Origin of the sequence: Rhizobium indicum (assembly GCF_005862305.2) — a bacterium.
Lineage (GTDB): Bacteria > Pseudomonadota > Alphaproteobacteria > Rhizobiales > Rhizobiaceae > Rhizobium > Rhizobium indicum.
Window position 1 is genome coordinate 815,821 of record NZ_CP054022.1, and the last position, 24,318, is coordinate 840,138.

24 protein-coding genes and 5 pseudogenes are annotated in these 24,318 nt (G+C 59.3%); 16 read left to right on the forward strand and 13 right to left on the reverse strand.

What is annotated here, in order from left to right; translation table 11 throughout:
• Positions 1–235: 235 nt before the first annotated feature.
• The 8 genes and pseudogenes from FFM53_RS36560 to FFM53_RS28145 form a co-directional block, all read left to right on the forward strand.
• A pseudogene (locus tag FFM53_RS36560) lies at positions 236–454 on the forward strand (hypothetical protein); the annotation flags it as partial.
• A 352-nt stretch (positions 455–806) separates the two neighbouring features.
• Positions 807–1,022 (forward strand): hypothetical protein, encoded by a 216-nt coding sequence (locus FFM53_RS28120; protein WP_138390808.1) that lies wholly within the window; start codon positions 807–809, stop codon positions 1,020–1,022.
• A gap of 65 nt (positions 1,023–1,087) precedes the next feature.
• Positions 1,088–1,174, forward strand: coding sequence for a hypothetical protein (locus FFM53_RS37160; protein ID WP_484573300.1), 87 nt, complete (start codon positions 1,088–1,090; stop codon positions 1,172–1,174).
• Between the two features lie 291 nt (positions 1,175–1,465).
• Positions 1,466–1,668, forward strand: a pseudogene (locus tag FFM53_RS28125) (hypothetical protein).
• A gap of 507 nt (positions 1,669–2,175) precedes the next feature.
• A complete protein-coding gene (locus FFM53_RS28130; RefSeq protein ID WP_138390807.1) occupies positions 2,176–2,367 on the forward strand; it encodes a CsbD family protein in 192 nt (63 codons plus the stop codon).
• A gap of 68 nt (positions 2,368–2,435) precedes the next feature.
• Positions 2,436–2,774, forward strand: a complete 339-nt coding sequence (locus FFM53_RS28135; RefSeq protein WP_138390806.1) for a hypothetical protein — start codon at positions 2,436–2,438, stop codon at positions 2,772–2,774.
• A 160-nt stretch (positions 2,775–2,934) separates the two neighbouring features.
• Positions 2,935–4,963, forward strand: a pseudogene (locus FFM53_RS28140) (glycosyltransferase family 4 protein); the annotation flags it as partial.
• 146 nt (positions 4,964–5,109) lie between these two features.
• The gene (locus FFM53_RS28145) at positions 5,110–5,976 is read left to right on the forward strand and encodes an SDR family oxidoreductase (RefSeq protein ID WP_281385735.1); all 867 of its coding nucleotides are present in this window, start codon (positions 5,110–5,112) and stop codon (positions 5,974–5,976) included.
• Between the two features lie 373 nt (positions 5,977–6,349).
• Here the strand turns inward: FFM53_RS28145 and FFM53_RS28150 are convergent, their stop codons facing one another.
• Positions 6,350–6,718 (reverse strand): hypothetical protein, encoded by a 369-nt coding sequence (locus FFM53_RS28150; protein ID WP_173883669.1) that lies wholly within the window; start codon positions 6,716–6,718, stop codon positions 6,350–6,352.
• 166 nt (positions 6,719–6,884) lie between these two features.
• On the opposite strand from FFM53_RS28150, the pseudogene FFM53_RS28155 reads away from it, so the two are divergent.
• Positions 6,885–7,363 (forward strand): annotated as a pseudogene (locus FFM53_RS28155) (DUF4142 domain-containing protein).
• Positions 7,364–7,412: 49 nt separating this feature from the next.
• Here the strand turns inward: FFM53_RS28155 and FFM53_RS28160 are convergent.
• A complete protein-coding gene (locus tag FFM53_RS28160) occupies positions 7,413–7,619 on the reverse strand; it encodes a hypothetical protein (RefSeq protein ID WP_138390804.1) in 207 nt (68 codons plus the stop codon).
• Between the two features lie 126 nt (positions 7,620–7,745).
• Between FFM53_RS28160 and FFM53_RS28165 the strand changes: the two genes are divergently transcribed.
• Together FFM53_RS28165 and FFM53_RS28170 are read left to right on the forward strand one after the other, a co-directional pair.
• On the forward strand, positions 7,746–7,928 hold the full coding sequence (locus tag FFM53_RS28165) for a DUF2934 domain-containing protein (RefSeq protein ID WP_138390803.1): 183 nt from the start codon (positions 7,746–7,748) through the stop codon (positions 7,926–7,928).
• 151 nt (positions 7,929–8,079) lie between these two features.
• Positions 8,080–8,487, forward strand: a complete 408-nt coding sequence (locus tag FFM53_RS28170) for a response regulator (protein ID WP_138390826.1) — start codon at positions 8,080–8,082, stop codon at positions 8,485–8,487.
• A 1-nt stretch (position 8,488) separates the two neighbouring features.
• Here the strand turns inward: FFM53_RS28170 and FFM53_RS28175 are convergent, their stop codons facing one another.
• Entirely contained in the window at positions 8,489–8,986 is a 498-nt protein-coding gene (locus tag FFM53_RS28175) for a sigma-70 family RNA polymerase sigma factor (RefSeq protein WP_138390802.1), read from the reverse strand.
• A gap of 664 nt (positions 8,987–9,650) precedes the next feature.
• On the opposite strand from FFM53_RS28175, the gene FFM53_RS28180 reads away from it, so the two are divergent.
• On the forward strand, positions 9,651–10,826 hold the full coding sequence (locus FFM53_RS28180; RefSeq protein WP_138390801.1) for a zinc-dependent alcohol dehydrogenase: 1,176 nt from the start codon (positions 9,651–9,653) through the stop codon (positions 10,824–10,826).
• Between the two features lie 239 nt (positions 10,827–11,065).
• Here the strand turns inward: FFM53_RS28180 and FFM53_RS28185 are convergent, their stop codons facing one another.
• Entirely contained in the window at positions 11,066–11,683 is a 618-nt protein-coding gene (locus tag FFM53_RS28185) for a CGNR zinc finger domain-containing protein (RefSeq protein WP_138390800.1), read from the reverse strand.
• A gap of 90 nt (positions 11,684–11,773) precedes the next feature.
• Here FFM53_RS28185 and FFM53_RS28190 point away from each other — a divergent pair, with 90 nt between their 5' ends.
• On the forward strand, positions 11,774–12,871 hold the full coding sequence (locus FFM53_RS28190) for a DMT family transporter (RefSeq protein ID WP_246413240.1): 1,098 nt from the start codon (positions 11,774–11,776) through the stop codon (positions 12,869–12,871).
• Positions 12,872–13,239: 368 nt separating this feature from the next.
• Here FFM53_RS28190 and FFM53_RS28195 read toward each other — a convergent pair whose 3' ends face one another.
• Positions 13,240–13,560 carry a hypothetical protein gene (locus FFM53_RS28195; protein WP_138390799.1) on the reverse strand — a complete coding sequence of 107 codons (321 nt, stop codon included), beginning with the start codon at positions 13,558–13,560 and terminating at the stop codon, positions 13,240–13,242.
• Between the two features lie 420 nt (positions 13,561–13,980).
• On the opposite strand from FFM53_RS28195, the gene FFM53_RS28200 reads away from it, so the two are divergent.
• The 3 genes from FFM53_RS28200 to FFM53_RS28210 are packed head-to-tail and all read left to right on the forward strand — an operon-like array spanning position 13,981 to position 15,963.
• Positions 13,981–14,550 (forward strand): nutrient deprivation-induced protein, encoded by a 570-nt coding sequence (locus FFM53_RS28200; RefSeq protein WP_138390798.1) that lies wholly within the window; start codon positions 13,981–13,983, stop codon positions 14,548–14,550.
• Positions 14,543–14,959, forward strand: coding sequence for a phage holin family protein (locus FFM53_RS28205; protein WP_138390797.1), 417 nt, complete (start codon positions 14,543–14,545; stop codon positions 14,957–14,959). The genes FFM53_RS28200 and FFM53_RS28205 overlap by 8 nt, the downstream gene beginning before the upstream one ends.
• A complete protein-coding gene (locus tag FFM53_RS28210; RefSeq protein ID WP_138390796.1) occupies positions 14,959–15,963 on the forward strand; it encodes a DUF3618 domain-containing protein in 1,005 nt (334 codons plus the stop codon). The genes FFM53_RS28205 and FFM53_RS28210 overlap by 1 nt, the downstream gene beginning before the upstream one ends.
• 159 nt (positions 15,964–16,122) lie before the next feature.
• Here FFM53_RS28210 and FFM53_RS28215 read toward each other — a convergent pair.
• The 8 genes and pseudogenes from FFM53_RS28215 to FFM53_RS28250 form a co-directional block, all read right to left on the reverse strand.
• Positions 16,123–16,526, reverse strand: a pseudogene (locus tag FFM53_RS28215) (LysR family substrate-binding domain-containing protein); the annotation flags it as partial.
• 396 nt (positions 16,527–16,922) lie between these two features.
• Complete coding sequence (locus tag FFM53_RS28220) at positions 16,923–18,284, reverse strand: amidase (protein ID WP_138390795.1); 1,362 nt, start codon at positions 18,282–18,284, stop codon at positions 16,923–16,925.
• 11 nt (positions 18,285–18,295) lie between these two features.
• Entirely contained in the window at positions 18,296–19,516 is a 1,221-nt protein-coding gene (locus FFM53_RS28225; protein ID WP_138390794.1) for an ABC transporter substrate-binding protein, read from the reverse strand.
• A complete protein-coding gene (locus FFM53_RS28230; RefSeq protein WP_138390793.1) occupies positions 19,516–20,586 on the reverse strand; it encodes a CobW family GTP-binding protein in 1,071 nt (356 codons plus the stop codon). Before FFM53_RS28230 ends, FFM53_RS28225 begins: the two co-directional genes overlap by 1 nt.
• Complete coding sequence (locus FFM53_RS28235; protein ID WP_138390792.1) at positions 20,576–20,911, reverse strand: hypothetical protein; 336 nt, start codon at positions 20,909–20,911, stop codon at positions 20,576–20,578. The genes FFM53_RS28230 and FFM53_RS28235 overlap by 11 nt, the downstream gene beginning before the upstream one ends.
• Positions 20,912–20,967: 56 nt before the next feature.
• Positions 20,968–21,849, reverse strand: a complete 882-nt coding sequence (locus FFM53_RS28240; protein WP_129420989.1) for a polysaccharide deacetylase family protein — start codon at positions 21,847–21,849, stop codon at positions 20,968–20,970.
• 41 nt (positions 21,850–21,890) lie between these two features.
• The gene (locus tag FFM53_RS28245; RefSeq protein ID WP_138390791.1) at positions 21,891–23,000 is read right to left on the reverse strand and encodes an ABC transporter ATP-binding protein; all 1,110 of its coding nucleotides are present in this window, start codon (positions 22,998–23,000) and stop codon (positions 21,891–21,893) included.
• A 75-nt stretch (positions 23,001–23,075) separates the two neighbouring features.
• Entirely contained in the window at positions 23,076–24,308 is a 1,233-nt protein-coding gene (locus FFM53_RS28250; RefSeq protein WP_138390790.1) for an ABC transporter substrate-binding protein, read from the reverse strand.
• Positions 24,309–24,318: the final 10 nt, after the last annotated feature.

Sequence of the window (24,318 nt, forward strand, 5' to 3'; positions counted from 1 at the left end):
TCCACATTGGGAGCACCGCCGCTGCACGCATCGCAAAACGCAGGGCAACATCGGTTGCACCCTAACTTCGTTGTCGGCGACTCAAAATGGACTTTAGTCCGATGGACTTTGCAACGTGGCCGTCCAGTTGCGCTGGTCACTTATGGTCGAGTCTGTGTTCGACCTTCTTGCGGCTATTGCCGACCTCCTCGACGGTCCTCTTTACCGCGACAAACGACCCCCGTCGAGATAGCCCCGCAGCAAAACCGTTCCGGCACCTCTGCCGGCGATCACCGATCTTGAGGAGGTGGTCGACCTGCTTCTTGCACCACTCTTCCAGCCGCGAAAAGGCATACGACTGCTTGGCGCGTCGCTGTCTTCGCTGGAACGGCAGAGGTCTGACACGACGGGATGTCCTGCAACCAACCGCGACTTTTCTCGTTCTAGGCGGAAACAGCTAATCCTGGGAGGATGACGATGAGGCTGGTGCCATTCCACTACGCAGGTCCAAAAGACCCTCTCATCTTCATAAACCCTGAACATGTTGTTGCCGTCCGGCATTTCCCTAGCAGCACCCACATTTATGTTGCCGGTCTGCAGAAAGTCGGCGGACCGAGCTATTATCCGGTCAGAGAGACGCTTGATGAAGTCGTCAAGCTACTAACGGCTTGACCGGGCCGCCACCCGAGACCCGGGAGCGATTGGAGCATCCAGTAAAGTTCAAATTGGGGCCAGCCTTTCACCCTGACGCCCAGGAACGACATCGATCGCCCGAGCAGCGGCACTGAGCACCAGGGTGAACATCGATGCGTCGCGGGCGAACTGCGATGGATGCCGAGTGCCTGGAACTTCCGTGCCAAGTCGATGTTGTAATTGGCATGAGCAACACGGAACAAAAAGCCGCGAATAGCATGATCAAACTGGTGCTAACTATCTTCGTCATTGCGATCATTCTTGCCGTGGCGTATCTCACTTTTTTTACCCCAGGAGAAGTTGAGCCACGACCGTCGGCTTCGCCAACGGTGAGAGAGGGCGGCCAGTGACCGCGCAAGCAACTGCTTTCGGGATCGGGGTAGGTGTCGGTCTGGGGGCGGCATTCGGTGCAACGATGCTCGACAGCGTCCCAATTGGAATTGCGATCGGCATAGCGGTTGGCGCGGCGTGCGGTTGGGCGGCTTCTAAGCGAAAGAAATAATCGGAAGCATCTCTTCCATCGCGCGGAGTGCTGCTTGTCCGCGTGGACTGGCGTCGATCGCGCATTGGACGACCTGCTTGCCACCCACGGGCGGCTGGCTCCCCAAATTGACGCGCACGACCCGCAAAGTACAGGCCGCTGACCTCCGCTTGGGTGACGCGTCAACCAAGCGGAACAGCTTGCCGGGGGTGGTCTATCCCGGTTCCACAGAAGGAGCAGATCGGTCACGGCGAGCAGTTCGACTAGAGGCCGCCTTCGAGAACGTATGCACTCAACCGATGAGGACTCACCATGAATAAGAACGATGAAGTCCGCCAGGAGATCAGCAGGCTTGCCGAAGCGGCCGAAGCCGATCCGGAGACGACATTCGATCTAAAGACGCTGGCTAGCTTTGGGCGAACTTGGACGAGTTCAGCGTGGAGGATCTAGAGGACATCCTGCGCGACGCCTGGAGGACGCGCGGATTGCCATTCAACGACAATGCAGACGTCTAGCGGTCATCTCCGACCATACTTGGTCGTCCGTGAGGGCCCACGGACTGGTGTGTGTGTTCGACCACATCGAGTTTTCGATGAGGCGCCTCGAGACGTTCGACGTCGATGATATCAGCAGGGCGTATCTCGCCGCCGCTTTCCAGCACTACGGACATGACGCCAGCTTTTCTGACAAGGTTGACTTGTTCATCGCGGTCAAGGACGGCCCACATCAGCCCTTTTTCAAACTTGTCGATCTTACTGCACGGGTTTGCACGCTCAATACCAGGTCTGTCAGCACCAGAATGATCACATCGATTCCGGGCCCACAGGTTGTCCTCGAGGCCCTTGTCGCGAGCAGAGTTCCTGGCGCTCGAACTTGCTCGGTCGATCGCAAACGGGTGTCATATCCCGGTTGCTCGTCCGCCAGGTTTGACGTCGATGACCCTCCGTCCGAAGCGCGGTGTTGGCGCGTGGAACGAATAGCGGCATCGGGACGTTTGGTAGCGCGAATTAGAGGAGAGTATCATGGGAAGTACCGCAGACAAGATTAAGGGAAAGACGAACGAAGTCGCCGGCAAGGCCCGGCAGGCAGCGGGCAAAGTGGTCGACAATCATGAGGAGCAGGCCAAGGGCGCCGTTCAGGAAGCCAAAGGTCAGGCCCAGGTTGCCAAGGGCGACGCCAAGGATACCGTGAAGAGGGTTGTCGATAAGGCCTAGTGCCTTTCAGCATTTGAGTTTCCCCCTAAGCCCGCGCTGGTCGCGGGTTTTTTACGAAAGAGATTCCCATGAAGCTCCTAGCAATCGCCGAAGCAGCCGTCCTTATCGGTCTTCTGACAGAAAACGCGTCCGCGCAGGCGGTCGAGGACCCCGCTGTCAATGCCTGTAAGAATACCGGCCTGCTCGCCCTCCGTGAGCGTTCTCCGGATATCACCGATCTCGTCATGGACATGGAAAGCCTTGCCATCAGCAAAGCCGACACCAAGATCGAGGACGTGGCGATAAAGACGGTGATCCTCGGAGAAGCCTATATCGCCCGAAAGGAAAAGACCGGAAAGCCGGACAGGTTCGTATGCTTGCTCGGCGACAAAGGAAAAGTCCTGCTGACGTTTTTTACCGCACAGTAGCTTCGGCAACGGTATCCCGCTGGACGTATTGGCGCGTTGGGACTCGGAGTGCAAATACCGGGCTGGGCGCGCCAACGCCGCCCGGAGACTAACACCGCCGGAGAGTTAGTGCCTTCTAGCATAAGCTGCTAGCCGCACTTGAATGGTCTCCTACGGCGGCGTTGTCGTTTCCTGCCAGAACGTTGCGGACATCTATCCTGCATTGGAGCGACTGCATCTTCGCCCGCCCCTCATTGAACATGGCGGGCTGGTCTCAGAGGCCTTGGCCGGCCCCAAACATCTGACGGCGCGTTATGTGGGCGTCTGCCGCTCGATCCGCGACGCAGCCGCATCACGAATGCCCGGGCGCGACCATCATGCCCTGGAAATTTCCTCGATGATCGATCTTTCGGACTTCGACCCTGCGCATCGCGAGCGGGCGCGAGCGGGTCTCGGGATCGCGACAGATGAGGTTCTAATCGGTTGGGTCGGCCGGCTCGATCCCAAAATGAACGTCGAGGACTTTATTGAGGCCGCCGCGCTGGTTCACGCCACCACGGAAAGTGCACGGTTCGTCATTGTTGGCGGACCGGACGCCTTCCTGCCGGAATATGCTGTGCAGCTCAAAGACCTGGCCGCCCGGCACGGGCTCGGTGGTATTCTTCAGTTTCTCGGCGACCGGAACGATATCCCGTTCCTGCTTGCCGCATTCGATATATTCTTCTGGCTTTCATCCGGCGAAGGCATGCCGCACGTTGTCGCAGGGGCCGGCGCCGCCTCCCTCCCGGTGATTGCGACGCCCGACAACGGTGTTATGCAGCAGATCGATGACGGGCTGTCCGGTGTCTTCGTGCCCTATCGCAGTCCAGGCGTCGTTGCGAAAAATATGATCGCGCTTATCGGGTCCCCTGCGCGCCGTGACGCACTCGGCACAGCACTGCAACGGAAGGTCGAGACAAACTACTCCGTCGAGGCAGTGCTGCCGCAGTGGGAGCGGCTTCTGGCGGATGTCCATCGAGAGCGAAAGGCTGCGCGTCCTACAGGTCTGTTCCAATCATTCCTGCAAGGCGGTTTCGAATGTTCGACCCATCGGCTCCGGCCAAAAAACGGTGAGACGCAGGGCCATCGCCTCGACTTGATTGCCGCGACTGGTCACGATCACCATGCCGAGACGGACTATCGCCAACTTCAAGGCTTTGAGATCAGCACCGTGCGCGATGGCTTCCGATGGCACCTGATTGAAAAATCCGGCCGATACGACTGGTCGAGCATTCGTCCGATGCTCCAGGCGGCCAAGGCGACAAAGACCCAGGTTGTCTGGGATCTCCTGCATTATGGCTGGCCCGACGATCTCGACATCTGGTCGCCTCGCTTCGTCGATCACTTCGCGCGGGTTGCACGTGCATGCGCCGAGTTGGCCCGGGAGCAGAGCGACGGCATTCCGTTTTATTGCCCTGTCAACGAGATCTCGTTTTTCTCATGGGCGGTGGTGGCGTCGGCTATTTGAACCCGTTTGCCAATGGGCGTGGATTCGAACTCAAGGTGCAGATGGCACGCGCTGCTATCGCAGCGATGGATGCCATTATCTCGGTGGATGCCCGGGCCCGCTTCGTTCACTGCGAGCCGGTGATTAACGTCATCGCGGATCCTACGCGTCCCCACGATGGGCGCATTGCCGAAGGACATCGCCAATCGCAATTCCAGGCCTGGGACTTGATTGTGGGAGGATGTGGCCGCAGATCGGAGGCGGCGAACGCTATCTTGATATCCTCGGTGTGAATTATTATTCCAATAACCAGTGGATTCACGGCGGCTGGCCGATCGACATTGGTCATCCGCTTTATAAGCCCCTCAGCCGAATTCTGGCCGAGACGTTCGCCCGTTACGGCAAGCCCATCCTTATTGCCGAGACCGGCATCGAGGATGACCGGCGCCCGTCTTGGTTTGACTATGTTGCCGACCAGGCTCTGGAGTCGATGCGGTTGGGGGTGCCCTTGGAAGGCTTGTGCCTGTATCCGATCGTCAATCATCCTGGTTGGGATGACGATCGGCCTTGCGCAAACGGCCTCCTCTCCGCCGATGCCGCTCCGGGAGGACGGGCGCCATTTGGCCCCCTGGCCGCTGCGATACGCGGACGAGCAAAAGAGTTTGCAACCTTTGCGCCGCATCACATTGGCGGCGCCAAGCTAGCGGCACCTGAACGCGTCTAACGGCCGGCATTCAAGATCGAAGGCGCCAGGCCGCCATCATTCTGTGAACACGGGACTCCTCGACTGCTGCTCAAGAAAAGTTGTCCACGGGAACCCTTACCGCTTCGGGATGTTTGCCTCTCACAACCATCAAGGAGATCATGACGATGACCGACGACACGCGCCGCCCGACGCCGCCCTATCCTGCGCAACAACAGGAGCCGCCGGGCCAGACAGCGGCCATGCAGCCTGTGCCCGATCATGGTGAGAAATCCTACCGGGGAAATGGAAAGCTCGAAGGCAAGTCTGCTCTTATTACGGGTGCGGATTCGGGAATTGGTAAAGCTGTGGCGATCGCCTTTGCTCGAGAGGGCGCCGATGTGGTCATCTCGTATTTAAGCGAGGACGAGGACGCCAACGACACCGCAAAATGGGTGAAGCAAGCAGGTCGCAAAGCTGTTGTCATCCCCGGCGACAGCAAGTCGGAGGATCACTGCAAGATGCTCGTGCAGCGGACCGTCGATGAGTTGGGCGGTATCGACATTTTGGTAAATAATGCCGCCTTTCAGCGCACTTATGCCGACATCGCCGATATCGATGCCGAAGAATGGGACGAGACCTTTCGCACAAATATCTATGCTCCGTTCTTTCTCGCGAAGGCGGCAATCCCGCATATGGCGCGTGGCAGTGCCATCATCAACACCACGTCCATTCAGTCGCGCCAGCCGTCACCCCAGCTGCTAGCCTACGCCTCGACGAAAGGGGCTATTTCCAACTTTACGGCGGGACTTGCGGAGATGCTCGGCGAGCGAGGCGTCCGTGTCAACGCGGTCGCACCCGGCCCGATCTGGACGCCGCTCATCCCCTCGACGATGCCCGCCGAAAAAGCTGCGAAGTTTGGAGCAAATACACTCATTGGGCGTGCTGGACAGCCTGCGGAGCTTGCCGGTGCCTACGTTCTTCTCGCGTCGGATCTCGGCAGCTACATGACCGGAGCAATCATCCCCGTGACCGGCGGGGAAATCATGATCTGATCGCAGTGGCCGACCATAAGAAAGGCGGCAACGATGACGGCCTTTCAAGACCGTCCGCCCGCTTAGGCCGCCCTCTTACCCTTGGCGTTTGCAGATGCCTGTGCAAGCTCGTCGACACCGGCTCCCACCTTTGCGCGCATGCGCGGGAGGTCATCGGCGCGTCTTTGGCCCCCGCGTGGGTCTCGGTCGGAGCGGCTACGAGGTCGAACCTACCCGCAGGTCCTCGCACCAGACAGGATGTGGCCACGAACCTGCGCTCGGTCGTGCGCTCGCGGTTCGTCATTCGGGCTATCGCATTTTTCTTCCCGGTTGTGTCGGGTGACTGGAGCATACCTCGAATCCGCCGGCCATGCGTCGACCTCGGGCCATTGCATTAGCGGATCTTCTCGGTGCCGCTGGGTGTCGTCACCATGGTCGGACCGCCGCCATTGCCTTGAGGCGTAGGATCGCGATCGGTAGCTTCGGGCGGCCGGCTGCCGCCGCCAGCCGGGTTGTTGTCGAACGTTCCGGCGCCGTGAGGCTGGGCGTTGATTTGATCGGGGGCCGTCGATGCCGTGGGTTTCGGATCGGTGTCGATGCTTTCTCCCCAGATCTCCGCCGCGCCCCAGGCAACCATCGCCAGCACGAGACCACCGACGAGCACCGCAAGCACAGGCTTGCCGTATCGCCCCTGTCTCGCGTCTGTCGCGTTCTCGGTCACCTGCTCGGGCTGGCGCTGCGACTGGTGGTTCGAATTCGTCATCATAAAAACTCCCTGGGGTGGACCGCACCAAACCGCGGCCCGATGCGGAAGTTCCAAAGTTTTTCGCCGAAGCGCAGCGCCGATTGCGGCTCGGCAAAAATCTCCGGCACATTTGCCGCGCGCTGAGGTTGCAGACGGCAATTCCTGTGATGGAGACCTCGATGAAATCGTTCTCGCCTCCCTTCTCGTCTGCTTGAATGGATTTTCCGCCACGGCAGCAGACGACGCTGCCAAGCAGCACGCCACCGACTTCGCGGCGAAGGCCGCCATGTCCAACATGTTCGAGATCGAGGCCGCGAAGATCGAGATCGCGAGCGGAAAGGCTGATGACGCCAAACAGTTCGCGCATGACATGATCAGGGATCACGGCGTTCTGAATGATGCCGCGAACAGGACGGCATCGAACTGCCCGCCGCTCTCGACGCCGAGTATACTGCGAAGCTGGCCGCCCTCCGGCAAAGCGACGCCGCCAATCTCGATCAGGCCTATCTTTCCACTCAAGTGACCGCGCACGAAGAAGCCGTGAACCTCTTCGACAGCTATTCAAAGCAGGGGCCGGACGGGCAACTCAAGCGGACGGCTGAAAGGATCCTGCCGGACCTTCGAATGCATTTGACGCGAATCCGCGGCCCGGCATCGAAATGACGGTCGAGATGATCCGGAAGCTGGTTTTTTCATCACTGTCGGGCCATTGTCATAATAATACAATTGCCGCGGCCATTGCGAAGGCGGAAACGAGGCCAAGCGCAGTCAGGCCGAGCTTGATGACTTCGGAGCCCTTCCGCATTTCTTCATTCCGGGATTCATATTTGGTGTCGAGTATAACCGCAACAAAACCCGCTCCCATCCAGCACATGAGCGTCAGCGTCCCGAAAAGCATCGCCCACTCAGTTCCATTCATCGTCATTCTCCTGGTTTCAAAGAGCCAACCTCACGGCTCTTCCAATGTTCCAGCCCTCTTTGGAAACGCCGGGAACATTCGCCGCTGCGGCATGTTGGTTGTCCAACCAGATCAAGGAGACGTACGATGGCAAACGATCGGGAAGAAGCAGTCCGGCAGTTGGCTCACGCTAAATGGGAAAGGGAAGGCAAGCCCGATGGACGGCATGAGCAGCACTGGCAGGAAGCCGAAGCGGAATCGCAGGCGGACAGTTCACGGCCTCAGTTAGCGCAGGCAGGCGAGGACGGCCATGTTCAAGGCGGGGGGTAAAACGGATCGGATGGGTGGCAAATCGCGTGGTTCCGGCCGGACCGGCTCAAACAAGCCAGTCGAATGATTGCGTCTAGTTTCATAACCCCGCCATGGCTGCTACCACACTCGCTTGTCTGCGGACAAATCATCTATATACCAGCCCGTCACAATGGGGCGGAGGAGCGAGGATTTGGAAAATTTGGCCATCGAGCTCTTTGCAGGAAAGCGCGTACTGATCGTCGAGGATGAATATTTTCTGGCGGATGAGACACGGCGGAAACTTGAGAAAGCAGGCGCAACAGTTATCGGTCCGGTCGCTGGTGTGACTGCCGCTCTGGATCTTGTCGAGAATGAGCAGATCGACGCAGCAATCCTGGATGTCCACCTGGAAGGCGATTTAGTATTTCCGGTCGCCGACGAGCTTGAGCGCCGCGATATCCCATTTGTCTTCGCCACAGCCTTCGACCCGTCGGTAATCCCGGCAAGGTTCACAGGCTTCGCGCTTTGCGAGAAGCCAACCGAATTGGGAAAGATCGCGGAAGCGTTGTTCGGCCAAAGGGCACGCGAATATCACTAGATCATTCGCAGTCGAGGGCCTTCGTCAGATGACAGCGAGCCCGGCTGACCCTGCTCTTAATTGTCCCAATCGGAACGCCGCACCGGTCTGCAGCGGCCTCATAGCTGACACCCTGAACAAATACCAGGACGATGGCGGTTCGATAGTTAGTGGGCAAGGCAGAAATCGCAACCTCTAGCTCGCGGCCGCGCAACTCCCAGATCTGCGAGGGCGGCGACGACGCCCAAGCGGCGGAATCTTCGTCCCCACCGACCTGTTCTCGTTTGGATATTTTGAATTTGGTGCAGAATGTATTGCGCATGATCGTGAACAGCCAGGAGCGCAACTGAGTGCCGCGCTGATATTTCCCGGAATGCGCGATCGCTTTGGCAAGCGTTTCCTGAACAAGATCATCCATGTCGCTCGTCGAATGGTTGAAGCGTTTGGCGAAAGATCTGAGAGCCGGCATATTTTCAAGCAGTTCGGCGTCCGTAAAACCTTGACGATTATCAGTGGGCATTGGGGTTCTCCTCTGGTGAGTGAACTTCGCCTTGCCTGTTCCGTTCCACTCGGATCGCGGATTCTTATAGCCGCGCCCGCGCTCGCCGACGACGGAATCCGAGCCCCGAATTCGCGCAGTTCCAGCGCACTGTTAGCCATGCCGCAAGCAACACAAGAACAAAGGAATAGCAGCATGACAAACGAAGCCCACAGGCCGACGGTCCGGGGAACCACCGGTCTGGAACCGCCATTCAAGGTTTTGGCGAGCAACGTGGGATTGCTCCCACCTGAGTAGAGAGCCCTCGCTGGGAACCCCGGCGCGCGCCTAAAAATGACTTTAGCTGGTCATCGTCGGCGTGGTGTCGAGCGGTCGAAAAGAAATCTGCGTTTTTTTGTGCCCCAGGAACAATAGCCGACGGCGAAGGTTCGTTGGCATCACTCGAAGGGAACTAGCAATGCGCGTCGTACAGATGAAGATCCACCGCCTACTCCATTATATGGGGGCCTTCTAACCTAAACGCGTTCCGGTTGGCATTGCCGTCATCATTCTCGCTCCGATCTGGATCGACTTCCGGTCCGGGACGCAATCGAGATCTATGTCATCGGTGTACTTGCGTCGGTTCTCTCAACCACCACCAAATCCGCGCTGAGGATAGCGCATTGTCCGTTTGAGGAGATAGAAGATGAAAGCTCTATGCTGGCACGGCAAGGGGGACATTCGTTGTGACAGCGTCCCCGACCCCAAGATCGAGGATGGGCGGGATGTGATCGTAAAGGTGACTGCCTGCGCAATCTGCGGTTCGGACCTCCACCTTATGGATGGTTATATTCCCTTTATGGAAAAGGGCGACATTCTAGGTCATGAATTTATGGGCGAAGTCGTGGATGTCGGACGCGCCAATAAGAAACTTAAAGTCGGCGATCGCGTCGTAGTTCCATTTACAATTTGCTGTGGCGAATGCCCGCAGTGCCTCAGAGGCAATTGGTCGGTTTGCGAGCGGACCAACCGTAATGCTGATAACGCAATAAAAGCTTTCGGCTATCAGACGGCCGGCCTTTTTGGTTACTCTCATCTGACAGGCGCGTTTGCGGGGGGGCAGGCGGAATACGTCAGAGTTCCATATGCCGACGTTTCTCCCATCGTGATACCAAACGGCATCCCGGACGAGCAGGCTCTCTTCCTCGGCGATATTTTTCCGACGGGATGGATGGCGGCTGCCAATTGCGAAATAGAGCCGACCGATATAGTCGCTGTGTGGGGATGCGGCCCGGTCGGCCAGTTCTGCATCAAGAGCGCATTTATGCAGGGCGCCGCACGCGTGATCGCAATCGATAATGTGCAAGAAAGGCTGGCGCTGGCACAGCTCGCGGGAGCGGAGATCATCAATTTCGATGAGATCGACGGCACAATACCCGACCGCATTAAGGACATTACCCATGGTCACGGCGCCGACAAGTGTATCGACGCGGTTGGCGCGGAGTCTCATGCGACGGCGTCGTTCGATGCGGTGATCGATAAGGTCAAAGCCGCTACTTTGCTGGGGACCGACAGGCCCCATGCCCTCAGAACTGCGATCATGGCGTGCCGGCCAGGTGGCATTGTTTCAGTACCTGGCGTCTATGGCGGCTTTCTTGACAAGATCCCATTCGGCGCCGCCATGAACAAGGGCCTGACGATCCGTACGGGACAGACGCACGTGAACCGATACTCGCTGGACCTCTTGCGCCGCATCGAGGAAGGCGAGATCGACCCTAGCTTCGTGATCACACATCGCGCGACACTGGAAGACGGTCCCGAACTTTACGAGACGTTCCGGGACAAGAAGGACAATTGCATCAAAGTTGTGCTGACTCCCTAATTAGAAATGCACGAACGGTAAACGCGCTCCGCCGGACGCGAGCGCGTAAACGGTAATGACGCGGCTTCCCTCGTACCAAGCGATGTATGCGGTGCGCCGCGTCGTGCTATCCTGCCTTGAGGGGACCTAAGCCAGAGGCCTCACCCATGCCGTTTTGGTGGCCAGCCGTTGGCGCAGCACGTCCCTTTCCGTAACCATGATAGTTTCCCTGAAGTTCTTTGCCGTAACACAATCCACCTTCAGTCGGCTTGGGCAGCCCGGAACTTGCGCACTCGTGCATGCGATCCGCAGGTCTTGTCCGAGCACCACCGCCTGTGACCGCCACGAGACTGGTCCAGGAAAAGCCAGCCGCAATTTCGACCTTGGCACGCGCGCACAAGACGGCGTCCGTCTCGCGACGTCAGCAGTTCGGCAGCTGACTGAGCGACACGGCTTCTGATTGCATTCAAGTCCTTGGCATCCGCAGGACGCCACGCGATATTGCCCGCAACTAGGCCCAGTGATTGTTGCGACTGCGCACGTCGGGCCATGTCGGCGACAAAATCGAGATCTTCCTGGCTGACCGGGCTTTCATCAAACTCGGACAGGAAGAGCCGGTAGAGGACCTCCCGCAAGGCCTTTGCTTGTTCAAGTTCTTTTTCAGCGTCAGCAGCCGATTTGCCAGCCTTGACGAGCAAGGTGTCGCGTTCCTCGTCATCGATCACATCGAGACGACAGGCCCAGGCCACGAGGTCATCGTAGCTATTCAGGAAATCCCGGCCCCAACGTTCACCGCGACTATCGACCGTGTTGACGAAGTCGAGTGCCGGATGACCGCCAAGAAGGCTGATGTCGTAGATCGTCTTTTGCGTATTCATGACTTGAATATCGTTCTGCGGAACGATTTGAACAAGAGCGGGTTGTAACGAGATAAATAACTTTTACTCGTTACAATGATCGGAGCCCTCATGCTCACCTGCGTCAACAAAAATCAGCTGCGCTTTCTGATGCTGTGCATGATCTGGGGGAGCACCTGGATCGGAACGAAGGCGGGCATCGAGGCCGTTCCGCCTCTCCTGTTTGCCGGCACCCGTTTCACCGCGGCCGGTATTTTGCTTCTTCTATATACGCTGGCCAAAGGCGAGACTGCTAGCTTCAAGGTGCAAGACGGCTTTCGCTTTCTCGTCGTCAGCATCCTGATGATTACGCTCTGCTACGGCCCGCTGTTCTGGGGCATGCAATACATCGATTCCGGGACTGCCGCCGTTCTGGAAATGTCGCTCACCCCCATCGCACTCCTCGTGTTCGCTCTCCTGCTCAACGAAGAGACGTTGGATGGCCGTCGCATCCTTGCGATCGCTCTGGGGGTCTGTGGACTGGTCGTCCTGTTCTGGCCGGCCTCCGCCTATGTAAGTCTGCCCGCTGCTGAAGCCTTCCCAGGCGCGAGCCTATGGGGCGGATTGGCGGTTGCATCAGCGGCCTTCACCTATGGCTACGGCTCGGTGCTGGCCCGTCCACTTCTGCGAACCTATCCGGCCTTGTTCGTTTCAGGTGTGACGACCTTGGTCGGAGGCATCGTGCTGCTGATTGCAGCCCTGGCTTTCGAACCGGGGGCAGTTTCCGCCCTATCCGGCGACTGGGGCACAGTCGCCTGGCTCGGCTGGTTCTTCCTTGTGATCTTCGGCTCGCTGATCGGCTACACGACCTTCATGCGCCTGCTGCGAGATATCGGCGCATCTCGCGCAGGCAGCTATGCCTTCGTGTCACCGGTGATCGCTGTCGCCCTTGGCGCCGCTGTCTTCGCCGAGCAGATCACCGTAATGGATGTGATTGGCATCATCGTGATGCTGAGTGGCGCCTACCTCGCCATGTCAGGAGCGCCAGCAACCGAAGCAGCCGCTCTTGAAAGTGTACCCGACTGGAAACGGCCTCACGAAGATCTAGACAACGACCCCGAACGCCAAATTCGCGCGTTCATCGAAGAGGGTCGGCAATACCGTGAGCCTGCAACCGGGCCTGCCCTGAGCGACTGCGGTGAGGCTGAAAATCGCTCGGGGAGGCGTTAACATCCACTATTATGCGGCCGCACCTCCCCTCTCTCCGTAGCCCTCCAAGGCTCGCCGCTGAGTCTCCCCCAATCGGAAAGCGCGATACCAAGCCTTCAGTCGCGATGCGGTCAACGACCGATGGATCGGAGCTGCTTGAAATCGTCAGGGATGTGACATCATGCGGTTTTGAGAAAGCTATGTGCATAACGTGACGCGGAAGCCGACATGGCTCTCTACCGTCATGGAGTAGGAGGTAGGTTCTGGCGCAATCCGCTAAGCCATCTCATTCGCCAGGACGCGGTCAAGACAATCGCATGAATTGGCGGCGGCGGGTATCATTGATGTCATGCTACCGCCGCCTCTTATTCTTTTGGAGGCCTGCCTGCTTACTGAGCGCACGCCTGACCCTGTGGTGTCGCGTCGCTCAAACCACCCTGGGTCTGGACCGAGCCCGAAGCAGTGGAGCTTGCAGGATCACTACCGCCGCTGCAACCTCCTGGCATGGTCGAGCCCATTGGTCTATTCGACGTGCTGCCGGTTGAGCTTGGATCAGATGTCATCGGCTGCATTGTCTGGACATTACCACCATCATCGGCACCGGCGGCATTGGGTTCCATCGTCGTTCCAGCTCCGGTGCTGGACTGGGCAAAAGCGCTTGTGGCCATCCCAGCCGCAAGCAGCGACACGCAGATGAGCTTGATATTCATTTTTCATTTCCTTCGTAGGTTACGTTGCGACTCCCTAACATCACGATCGCTCTTCTGTTCCGGATTATCCGACGCCGAAGGAGATGATAGGTTCGCCAAGGAAGACATATGGTGCGCGCCCCTCCACAAGCAATCTCTTCGCGGGTTTTCTCCCCCTGCGGAAGTCGGCGGCTTTTGCCCCCAATAAGAACGGCAAAAATGGCCGCCAACCGGACGTGCGTGAACCACGTTGTGGATGATGGAGCGCCGCTCGTTACTCTGAGGGCCGGTAGGATAATCCCACGCACGGGACCGCGTCCGTAACGCCAAGGGCTGCCGGGGTCGAAGGCAGCAACATCGCTTAAAAGTCGGGGAACAAAGCCGGCCACTCAAGGTTTGTGGGTGCGGCAACCGCCGCTCGTTCAGTCATGGGAGGCTTCAGTGTCAAACGAATTCACAGAAATGGATGGCAGGCCAAGGCCGTCATCCGAGACATCATTGCAATCTGGGGATGCAGTATCATCACCGCAACCTTCCTCGTCACTTGCGGGATTGAAGGAGAAGTTGGCTGATGACGTGACCGCCGCCAAAGACACCATAAAAGAAGGAGCGGATACCGCAGTCGAGAAGGTCAAAGAGGTGGTTTCCGATCAAACGAACTTCGCTGCCCGCCAGGTTGGCGGCGTGGCAACGGCGCTTGAGAAAGTAGGCGCTGAACTGGAAGCATCCGACCAACCGGAGGTCGGACGCTATGCCAAGCAGATCGGACGAAGCGTCCAAGGCTTCGCCACGCAGATGAAAGACAAAGACATCGGCGAAATCGCGGCCATGGCTGAGGAATTCGGCCGCAAGCAGCCGCTAGCGTTTCTTGGCATTGCAGCACTTGCGGGATTGAGCGCGAGCAGATTTTTGACTGCTTCCGCCAAGCGACCGCCAACACAAGCAACAAGGCGGACACCCCCGGCTACGCCCAGGGCGTCATCTGCGACGGGAGGCTACACCAATGGCTAAATCTCCTGACAGTGTTCCCCTTTCAGAGCTGATTGGCGGTCTCGTTGCCGATGTCACGGGCCTGTTACGCAAGGAAATAGATCTCGCGAAGACGGAGGTGTCCGAAAAATTCTCGCAAGCGCTCAACGGCGTAGAAGTGGTTATTTTCGGGCTTGTCCTTGCGGTGGGCGCTGTGGGCGTCCTGCTGAGCGCCCTGGTTGCAGGGGTTGCGGCCTTCCTGGTCACTCAGGGTTTGACCGAAACAAGCGCCGGTGCGCTCGCCTCCCTTATCGTAGGCGTGGTCATCGCTCTCATCGCGTGGGCGATGGTCTCTCGAGGCCTCACTGCACTTCGTAAAAGCAACATGAAACTGGATCGAACCGCGACCTCGCTTCGCCGCGACGTCGACGTTGTGAAGGAAAAAATCTGATGGAAACTTCAACCGAAAAAACATCCGCCGACCTTCAGAGAGAGATTGATCAGGATCGCCAGCGCATCGGAGATCGCATCGACGCTATTCAAGAACGGATGTCGCCAGGCCAGTTGGTCGATGAGGTCCTTGCCTACGCAAAGGGCAGCGGCGGGGGAGAGTATGTTAGCAACCTCGGCCAAGCGCTGAAGGCAAATCCACTGCCCGTCGCATTGATGGGTGTGAGCCTTGCGTGGCTCATGGCCAAGGGTACCCCGGCAAGCACGGCTGCCAGCCATCAGCCCGAACCTGAATATCCGCTATATCCGGCGAACGGCGCGGTCCGCCGTCTTGGCCCACCCGAGACTGAGAACGGATCGCGCTACAGTCACTTCGCAGACAGCTCTGGCAAGAGGCTTAAGGCGCTGACCGATGAAACCGGAGATCGTGCGGGTCACTTCGTCGATGAAGCAGGTAAGTCTTATCGCGGGTTTGCGGATGCCACCGGCAAACACGTCGATCAGATCACCGACGAGACGGGTGCAATGTTCGACGCGGCAACTGGCTGGGCAGCGGAGAGATGGGAGCAGGCAAAAAGCGCCGCAAGCGGGATGAGTGCGCGTGCGTCCGCGGCCGCGAGCTCGCTGTCTACCCAATCGTCTTCAGCGGCGACAAGTCTCCAAGAGCAAACCAGCAAGCTCAACAAGATAATCCTCACGCAGTTCCGCGATCAGCCGTTGGTGGGGGGCGCTCTGGCTTTCGCCGTCGGAGCGGCTATCGGCGCAGCGTTGCCGCACACCGACACTGAAGACGAGTTGCTCGGCGAGGCTTCCGATGCCACCACAGACAAGCTCAGCGCTCAGGCGCTGGACGTTGTTGACCAAGGCAAAGAGGTGGCAACGGAGGTCTACGAAAAGGCAGCTTCGATCGCCTCAGATGCCCACGATGCCGTCAAGGATCGTGTCGTCACTGAGGTCGATGGATTCAAGGCGGGTACGCAGGGTAGTGATCGCCAATCGAATTGACAGCCGCGACGGCGCGAATCGCTGAGTCACATCCTTTAATCGCGCATGCGTCCGGTAAGCGAATCGACGCTTGCGGAAACGTGAGCGATGGCGCCGCCATGAGCGCCGGCGGTGACGCGGCCTCGAATATCGTGCAACCCGGTGCGGCAGTTACTCGAGCATGCCCTCGGTCCATTCCGGCGCAAAGCCGATGCCAAGGCCGGCCGAGACCAGCGTTGCCGGTCAGGTCGTATTCCTCGAACTTTTCGTTGAAGTACCGCTCGGTGTAGGAGAGGTTCTTGCGATTGACGGCGATGATCTTTTCCGAGCGCAGGTCGTCGATGGCGATTTCCGCCTGCTCCGGCAGCCGGTTGGTACGGGCGACGCCAACAGATATCGCTCATGGGCGATCGAGGAGAGCGCAAGGAGCCGATGTCTTCCACCGGCCTGATGAAGCCGAGATTGATCTGGCCGCTTTCCAGGCCGCGGATGATTTCGCCGGTATTGCCGTGTGCGGTATGGATGCGGATATCTGGGTACTTTCGGGCGATCTTTGCCAGAAACGCTGGCAGCACACCGGTGGTCGTCGATCCTGATCTGCCTTATGCGGCAAAAAGCCGGAAACCGGGATCGACAGCCCCCGGCGCGCCGGTCCGCTCCTTGAACCAGCGATCGCCGCAGTGCCGCTTTGGGGCCAGATGTGAACGCCTTGTAGGATTCGAACTGGCGATCCGGTCATTCACGTGCAGCGCTACGCCCCAAATACGTCCGAGACGACATCGCCTCTTATACCCGAAGGCACTTAGCAGCCCAGCGAAGACCACAGAAACTAGAGGGTGCTCGTCCGCTATGGCGATCTTTCTGAGGTGGCAACCGCTTACACGCAAGCGCGGAGCATCACGCTAGAAGGTAGTCCTCGCGAAGTCAGTCGAGACCGAGGTGCTTCAGCAATCAGCAAGAATAGCACAGTCAGATTGGAGCTATCGTATGGCATCTTCTGTGGCCAGCGCGACCGAAAGCAAATGCTCGTCGCCATTCGGCAAGCCGGAAAGCAGCAGACCGACAGGCATGCCGGCATCGCCCACGCCACAGGGGATCGAGACACTGCAGCCGTCGAGGAAGTTGCCGATCAGCGTGTTGCGCAACGTCTTGGCATTGGTTTTCACGAAAAGCTCGTCGTTGATCAAAAGCGGTGCGGTCAGGGGCGCGACATGCGGCAAGGTCGGCGACACGACCAGTTCGCCCGGTCCGATGCTTGACGCAAATTCCGCCATCAGATGCTCACGGGTGGCCAATGTCTCGATATAGCCTGTCGTAGTGATCTTCTCGCCCAGCCGCGTGCGAGCAACCACGCGAGGGTCCATTCCCTCGGCCTCCGGTCCAGCCAAACGCTCCCGGTGCAGCACGAAGGCTTCCGCCGTCACCAGCGGGCCGTATTTCGCCATCAGCTCAAAGATTGCGGCATAGGCCGGAAACGCCTGCCGCCGAATTTTTGCCCCGGACTTTTCCAGCAGCTTCAAGGCCGCCTCGAAGGCCGACACCACGCCCGCTTCCGCATCATCGAAAACGATGGTTTCGGGAACGACGAGTGAAAGACCCTCGACCGAGCTACGGCGAACATCGGGTGCGCCGAGGCCGCGCATCGCCGCATCGATCCACACCGCATCCTGCACGGTATGGCAGAGCGGCCCGAGCGAATCGAGGCTTTTCGACAGCGGGAAAACACCTCGCATGGAATAGCGGCCGCGGGTTGCCTTGTAGCCGACGATGCCGTTGAAGGCTGCCGGGATGCGAACCGATCCGCCCGTGTCCGTCCCGATCGAAACCGGGACCAGTCCGGATGCCACCGCAACGCCGGAGCCGGACGAAGAACCGCCGGGCAACCGTGCACCATCGGTCGAGGCCGGGTTCTGCGGCGTTCCGTAGTGAGGATTTATGCCGAGCCCTGAAAAGGCAAACTCGCTCATATTGACACGGCCGATGCTGACCATGCCGGCCCCGGCAAGCGCCGCAACGACATCGGCGTCCCGAGTTGCGGGTACCGATGTCTTGAGCACGGTGGAGCCGGCCGTTGTTGCAAGCCCCTCGATATCGAAAAGATCCTTCCAGGCAACCGGAATGCCGTCGAGCAGGCCAAGCGAACGACCATCCCTGATGCGCTTGGACGAAGCTGCGGCTTCAGCCCTCGCCCGCTGTTCCAGCAGGTTGACGAAGATCGACTGGTCCTTGCAGCTGTTAATGGCGACAAATGTTTCCTCAGCGAGCGCCACCGGATCAAGCGCGCCGTTCTGGATCAGCACGGAAAGCTGGGCGACTGTTTTTCCACCGTGAGACGGCATCATGCATTCCCCTTCTACCGCCCGACAAGCTGCATCCACCGGCGGACGAGATAATTGTGTTCATCCATCGTCGTGTTCCAAACGGCGATGCAGTTTGCCCTTTGCCAGTATGACCCGCCGGCCCTTATGCTGCCCTTGCGAATTCGCACCGATCCATCCGGGCCGGGAAGATCGGTGGCGGCGGGGAGCCCCCCGTACCAGTAATCCCACTCTGCCGGCATCATGAACTGCCGGGAACGTTGCGGCGTCGAGATGTAATAACCCTGACGCGCGACGACGGCACCGGGCCAGCCTGATATCCACCAGTTCAGATATTCGTAGGCGACATCGAGCATCCGGCCACTCAGATCTTTTGACAGGCACAGACCGCCATGCCAGGCTCGGTAGCCCTCGACGGGGACCGCCTGCTCGACGGGAATGCCCTGCCCATTCAGAATGTTAATCCCCGTCGACCACATGCTCTGTACATCGGTTTCACCATCGACCATCAACCGAGCGGCATCCTCTGCCGTTCGCCAGAACTCCCGGAAGAAACCGTCCTTCTTGCGTGCTTCCAGTAGATCGATCAGCCGGTCGATTTCGGCCACCGTCATATTGCCGATATTGTTGAACGACATCAGTCCTGCCGCCTGCGCGGCCAGCGCAGCATCGAAAATGCCGATGGCCGGCTCATCGACCAAGGAGACGCGGCCCGCCCATTTCTCGTTCAGCAGCGACGCCCAGGAATTCATCTCGACGGTATGCTTCACCACGTCAGTACGGTAGGCGAAACTGTCGAAATTGTGCGTCGTCGGCAACATCGAAATGCGCGGCGATGGCGTATCGCCAAGCGCGAGGTTCGGCTGTACGAACAGCTTCTTGGCCGGTACATCGCCCTGTCCCAGCCGCGCGTTAGGCCCGATATGCCCGGTCTTGGTGAGATCGTTGATCTCGGACCACAGCTTGATCCGGCTGGTATCGATCGGCTGCACGGCGCGCCAGTACCAGACGATATCCAGATTGTGGAAACACTGGTCGTAAATGTCGTAGCTTCCAGGCTCCTGCGCCGCCTTGTGCTGCGTCGTCAGGAAGTCGTTGTTATCGAAGGTGACGTCGATGCCGAGATCCTGCTCGGCCTGCAGACGTAGTTCCTCCAGCAGGGAGATTGCCGTGCCGAGCACGCGCAGCTTCGGCCGGCCCTGAAGATGAAGCGCAGGCGTGGCAGGTGGTTGCGGGTTTGGATGATGCTTGTTCATCAAGAGGTCTGGACGTCCTGTCGTGCTGACGGTGCTCCCCCCGCCAGGGAGGGCTCCGGTCCTGCGAGGGTGAAGGCCTCGAAGGACCGTTTCAGCAGACTGGCATCGAGTCCGTCAACAATAAAGACGATATGCGAGCGGCGATCGTCCGAGGGCCAGGCAGCCATATGCGTGGGCGGGTGAACAAGATGCTGCACGCCATGGATGGCCACGGGCCGGGCCTCGCCCTCAAGATTGAGGATGCCCTTCACCCGCAACACCCGTTCGCCGTGCCGGTGGAGTAACATGGTCAGCCAGACGCCGAACGCAGTCCAGTCTATGGCCCCCTCGACGCTCATGACGAAGGAGGTGACGGCCGCCTGATGGGTGCCGCCGTCGGCCGTCTCCAGCATGGCCGGTGTTTCGCAATAAAAGCCGCTCGGCGATTGAGCGATGCTGCCACGTGTGGCAACAGCCTCGTCAAACAGCCCCGCGACATCCAGCTCCTTATCCGCCGTTGATAGCAGAGCGGCATCGGGGTTGATCCGCCGCAGCCGCTCCCGAAGAAGGTCCAGACCGTCTTCATCGGCAATGTCCGTCTTCGTCAACACCAGCCGGTCGGCGATCGCCGCTTGCCGGTTGGATTCGATATAGGTATCGAGCTGGCGCATGCCGTTCACGGCATCGACCGTCGCGATGACGTTGCCCAGCCGGAAGTGATGCCGCAACACCGGGTCGGCCTTCAACGTCGACAGCACGGGAAAGGGATCGGCAAGGCCGGTGCTTTCGATCACCACGCGCTTGAAATTCGGAATGAGCCCACGCTCGCGCCTGGAATGCAGGTCGCGCAGCGCATCGGCCAGTTCACCGCGAACGGTGCAGCAGAGGCATCCCGATTGCAGCAACACCATCGTCTCGTCGATCCGCTCAAGCAGATAATGATCGAGGCCGACTTCGCCGAACTCGTTGATGAGCACGGCCGTCTCTGCCAGCGCCGGGTCGGTCAGCAGCCGCTTCAGCAGCGTCGTCTTGCCCGAGCCGAGAAAGCCGGTGAGCAGGTTGACAGGAGTAAAGGCCGGGCTATTCGCCATCGCGCGCCGCCTCCATCCGCCCGATGATATCGATATTCAGGGGATCGCAGATCCGGCCTGAAAGCCGCTCGGCAGCCGGCCAGAGATGGCCGAGATCTTCGATGATCTCGCTTTTGCCGGTACGCGTCGACAACACAAAGGACGCCCCCTGCCAGTCCGACAGCGTCATGCCGAAACCCGCCAGCACCCGGTTTGCCACCCGCACCCGGTTGGCACGCTCGCGCCGCCGGTCGATCCGCTCGACATTGCGCGTGAAAACGCCGGGCCGCGCCACCGCATCGGCCCAGTGTTCATTTCCTCCGAGAACCCCGCACAGCGAGCACATAGTATTTCCTTGAATATGTGAAAGGAGCCGACATCGCCCGCTCCTCGTCTTGCCGTTTACTTCTTGCGCGGAAAGCGCTTGGCGAAATCGTCGGCGATCTCGTTCATGGTAACGAACTTGACGCCCGGATGCTTGCTCATATGCGCAAAAAGCCGCTCCAGCATCATCAGCACCTGCGGACGGCCGGCGACATCCGGATGGATGGTGATCGGGAAGACGGCATAATCCATTTCGCGATAGACCCAGTCGAACTGGTCGCGCCACATCTGCTCGATATCGTGCGGATTGACGAAACCGTGGCTGTTCGGTGCCTTCTTGATGAACATCATCGGCGGCAAGTCGTCGAGATACCAGGAAGCGGGAATTTCGATCAGGTCGGTTTCCTGGCCGCGCTTCAGCGGGACCATCCAGTCGGACGGCTTCTTCGAATAGTCGATCTTGGTCCAGCTGTCGCCGACACGCACGTAGTAGGGCGTGAAGTCGTTGTGCATCAGCGAGTGGTCGTACTTGATGCCGCGCTCAAGAAGCAATTCATTGGTGACGTTGGAAAACTCCCACCACGGCGCGACATAGCCGGTCGGCCGCTTGCCGGAAAGCTTGGTGACGAGATCGATGCACTTGTCGAGAATTTCGGTTTCCTGCTCGCGGGTCATCGCGATCGGGTTTTCATGGGTATAGCCATGAATGCCGATCTCGTGGCCGGCATCAGCCACCGCCTGCATCTGCTCCGGAAAGGTCTCGATCGAGTGACCGGGGATGAACCAGGTCGTCTTGATACCGAAACGCTCGAACAGCTTCAGCAGGCGTGGGCTGCCCACCTCGCCGGCAAAAAGCCCGCGCGAAATATCGTCCGGCGAATCCTCGCCGCCATACGATCCGAGCCAGCCTGCAACGGCATCAACGTCAACGCCGAAGCTGCAAAAGATTTCCTTCGCCATGGGTTATGTCTCCTTGTGGTTTCTTGTCAGAAAGTGTCGTTTCAGTGGACCGGAATGACGGTGGCTTCCGCCGGGTTCCAGGATAGAAGAACGCCGGAGCCGACCGGAAAGGCCTCGGGCTGATATTTGTCGATGTGCGCCTCGAGCGCGACGGAGCGCCCGTCCGGCAGACTGGCCGTCAGGTGCGAGACGTGGCCGACCACGTCGAACCGCTCGATCCGCGCATCGACGACATTGCCGCCGATCTTGCCGACAAGACGCTCGCGCAACTGTGCATCGGCCGCATGTACTTCGATCGCCTCGGCGGGAATGACCAGATTGACCTTGGTCTTGCCGGGCACTGTGCCATTGGCGCGCCCCGACAGCATGCCGACAGGCGTGGACACGGCGGTGTTTTCCCCGTCGGCGCCCTGCACCTCGCCCTGAAAGATTGTGTTGCGGCCGATGAACTGAGCCACGAACGGCGTGTTCGGCCTTGTATAGAGCTGATGCGGCGGGCTGATCTGCTCGATGCGGCCCTGATTCATGACGACGATGCGGTCGGACAGCGCCAGTGCTTCCGACTGCGCGTGAGTGACGAAGATGAAGGTGATGCCCAGTGTCTTCTGTAGCAATTTCAATTCGTTCTGGATCGCCTTGCGCAGATTGGCGTCGAGCGCGCCGAGCGGCTCATCGAGCAACAGTATATCCGGCTCCACGACGAGGCCGCGTGCAAGCGCGATGCGCTGGCGCTGGCCACCCGACAACTTGTCCGGCTTGCGATCGGCGATATCTTCCAGACCGAGTGTCGCAAGGATGCGATCGACCTTGGCATCACGCTCCGCCCTTGCCAGGCCCTTGACCTCCAGACCGTAGCCGACATTGCGGCGCACGGTCATGTGCGGAAACAACGCATAACTCTGGAAGATCATCGAGGTCGGCCGCCCCTGCGGTGACACGTCGTTCATCCGCACGCCCTTGATCATCATGTCGCCGGAGGAAATCCCCTCGAAGCCTGCGATCATACGTAGCGTCGTCGTCTTGCCGCAGCCGGACGGTCCGAGAAACGCGATAAACTCGCCCTTGGTGACCGAAAGGTTGAAGTCGATGACGGCCGGTGTGCCGTTGTCGTAGACCTTGCCAACATTTCTGAGTTCGAGGTCGTAGATCATGGGTGTCGCTCCGGACGGTCTTGGATACGTCTGATTGTGTACCCTCCCCTTGAGAGGGGGAGGGTAGAAAGAAGCTTATGCGCTCAGGAACTCATCCCACTTCTGGATGAGGTGGTCGTATTCATCCGGCCACTGGTGCCAATAGGCGACATTGGCCGCGCGCTCCTCAAGCGAACCACCGTCCCGAAGATCGCCTTCCTTGATGCCGCGCTCTTCCGCGCCGACCCAGGGCTTGCCCTCATACCAGAAGGCATATTTCTCCGGTGCCATGACATCCTTGATGTTCGTCGATGGCGAATAGTAGCCCTGCTCGGAAACCGCGATGCCGGGCTCCCCGGAAAGCCAGTAGTCGGCGTAGGCGATAACGGCTTCCTTGTTGGTCGTACCGGCGATCATCGTTGGGCCGATCGCCCAGCCGCGATAACCTTCCTTCGGCACCGCGTACTTGCAGGGCTTGCCCTGCGCCTTGACGGCCATGACCGCCGGCTGCCAGGCGTCGCAGACGACCATTTCGCCCGATGCCATCAAGTTGACGAGCTCGCCGAAATCACCCCACAGCGCGCGGAACTGACCTTCCTTCTTCTTCGAAATCAGGAACGCAGCCGCCTCGTCGATTTCAGCCGCCGTGGCATTGCCGGGATTTTTTACGTTGGAAAGGCCGAGGGTGTTCATCGCCATGATGGCTTGGCCGAAAGCGATCAGCGGGTCGGTGTTGAGGCCGGACTTGCCCTTCCACTTCGGATCGAAGATCGCCGCCCAGGTGTTGGCTTCCTCGGCGCTGACGACGTCGGGATTGTAGCCGATCGAATCGTAGTTATAGACGGCAGGCACCATGTTGAGCGTGGTCTGCGCCTCGTCGGCCCAGATCTGGCCGGTGATCTGCGATTTCACGTCCCACTTGTCGCTCGGCTTGGTGAACACCTCGCGAATGTTCGCCCAGTTCTTCAACGATGCGGCCGGGATCACTTCGACATTGTCGGTCATGACGATCGACGGCAGACGCTCGGCGATGATTTCCCAGCAATCATAGTCCTTCGAACCGGACAGGATCTTGGTCTGCGCATCCGGGAAGGTCGCTGCCGTTCCAGAGGTGCCGCCGACGCCGGACGCCTTCTTGAATTCTTCAAGAATGCGTTCCTGAACCGTGACCGAAAGGCCGATAGTGCGCAGCTGCTGGCCGGCAAGGTCGGCCGCCTGCGCATAGGCTGCGCGCGACGACAGCAGATGCGTGCCGCCGCCCATGGCAAGCGCCATGACGCCTGCGGACCGCTTCAGAAGGGAGCGGCGATTGATTTCCATGTTGGACATGTCTCTTCTC

Coding starts and splice junctions, on each gene's coding strand:
- FFM53_RS28145 (WP_281385735.1), top strand. CDS start 5,110: ATGACCGACGACACGCGCCGCCCGACGCCGCCCTATCCTGCGCAACAA.
- FFM53_RS28130 (WP_138390807.1), top strand. CDS start 2,176: ATGGGAAGTACCGCAGACAAGATTAAGGGAAAGACGAACGAAGTCGCC.
- FFM53_RS28195 (WP_138390799.1), bottom strand. CDS start 13,560: ATGAATATCAAGCTCATCTGCGTGTCGCTGCTTGCGGCTGGGATGGCC.
- FFM53_RS28210 (WP_138390796.1), top strand. CDS start 14,959: ATGGAAACTTCAACCGAAAAAACATCCGCCGACCTTCAGAGAGAGATT.
- FFM53_RS28250 (WP_138390790.1), bottom strand. CDS start 24,308: ATGTCCAACATGGAAATCAATCGCCGCTCCCTTCTGAAGCGGTCCGCA.
- FFM53_RS28205 (WP_138390797.1), top strand. CDS start 14,543: ATGGCTAAATCTCCTGACAGTGTTCCCCTTTCAGAGCTGATTGGCGGT.
- FFM53_RS28190 (WP_246413240.1), top strand. CDS start 11,774: ATGCTCACCTGCGTCAACAAAAATCAGCTGCGCTTTCTGATGCTGTGC.
- FFM53_RS28235 (WP_138390792.1), bottom strand. CDS start 20,911: ATGTGCTCGCTGTGCGGGGTTCTCGGAGGAAATGAACACTGGGCCGAT.
- FFM53_RS28180 (WP_138390801.1), top strand. CDS start 9,651: ATGAAAGCTCTATGCTGGCACGGCAAGGGGGACATTCGTTGTGACAGC.
- FFM53_RS28230 (WP_138390793.1), bottom strand. CDS start 20,586: ATGGCGAATAGCCCGGCCTTTACTCCTGTCAACCTGCTCACCGGCTTT.
- FFM53_RS28135 (WP_138390806.1), top strand. CDS start 2,436: ATGAAGCTCCTAGCAATCGCCGAAGCAGCCGTCCTTATCGGTCTTCTG.
- FFM53_RS28170 (WP_138390826.1), top strand. CDS start 8,080: ATGGGGCGGAGGAGCGAGGATTTGGAAAATTTGGCCATCGAGCTCTTT.
- FFM53_RS28150 (WP_173883669.1), bottom strand. CDS start 6,718: ATGACGAATTCGAACCACCAGTCGCAGCGCCAGCCCGAGCAGGTGACC.
- FFM53_RS28175 (WP_138390802.1), bottom strand. CDS start 8,986: ATGCCCACTGATAATCGTCAAGGTTTTACGGACGCCGAACTGCTTGAA.
- FFM53_RS28165 (WP_138390803.1), top strand. CDS start 7,746: ATGGCAAACGATCGGGAAGAAGCAGTCCGGCAGTTGGCTCACGCTAAA.
- FFM53_RS37160 (WP_484573300.1), top strand. CDS start 1,088: ATGCTCGACAGCGTCCCAATTGGAATTGCGATCGGCATAGCGGTTGGC.
- FFM53_RS28220 (WP_138390795.1), bottom strand. CDS start 18,284: ATGATGCCGTCTCACGGTGGAAAAACAGTCGCCCAGCTTTCCGTGCTG.
- FFM53_RS28185 (WP_138390800.1), bottom strand. CDS start 11,683: ATGAATACGCAAAAGACGATCTACGACATCAGCCTTCTTGGCGGTCAT.
- FFM53_RS28225 (WP_138390794.1), bottom strand. CDS start 19,516: ATGAACAAGCATCATCCAAACCCGCAACCACCTGCCACGCCTGCGCTT.
- FFM53_RS28245 (WP_138390791.1), bottom strand. CDS start 23,000: ATGATCTACGACCTCGAACTCAGAAATGTTGGCAAGGTCTACGACAAC.
- FFM53_RS28160 (WP_138390804.1), bottom strand. CDS start 7,619: ATGAATGGAACTGAGTGGGCGATGCTTTTCGGGACGCTGACGCTCATG.
- FFM53_RS28120 (WP_138390808.1), top strand. CDS start 807: ATGGATGCCGAGTGCCTGGAACTTCCGTGCCAAGTCGATGTTGTAATT.
- FFM53_RS28240 (WP_129420989.1), bottom strand. CDS start 21,849: ATGGCGAAGGAAATCTTTTGCAGCTTCGGCGTTGACGTTGATGCCGTT.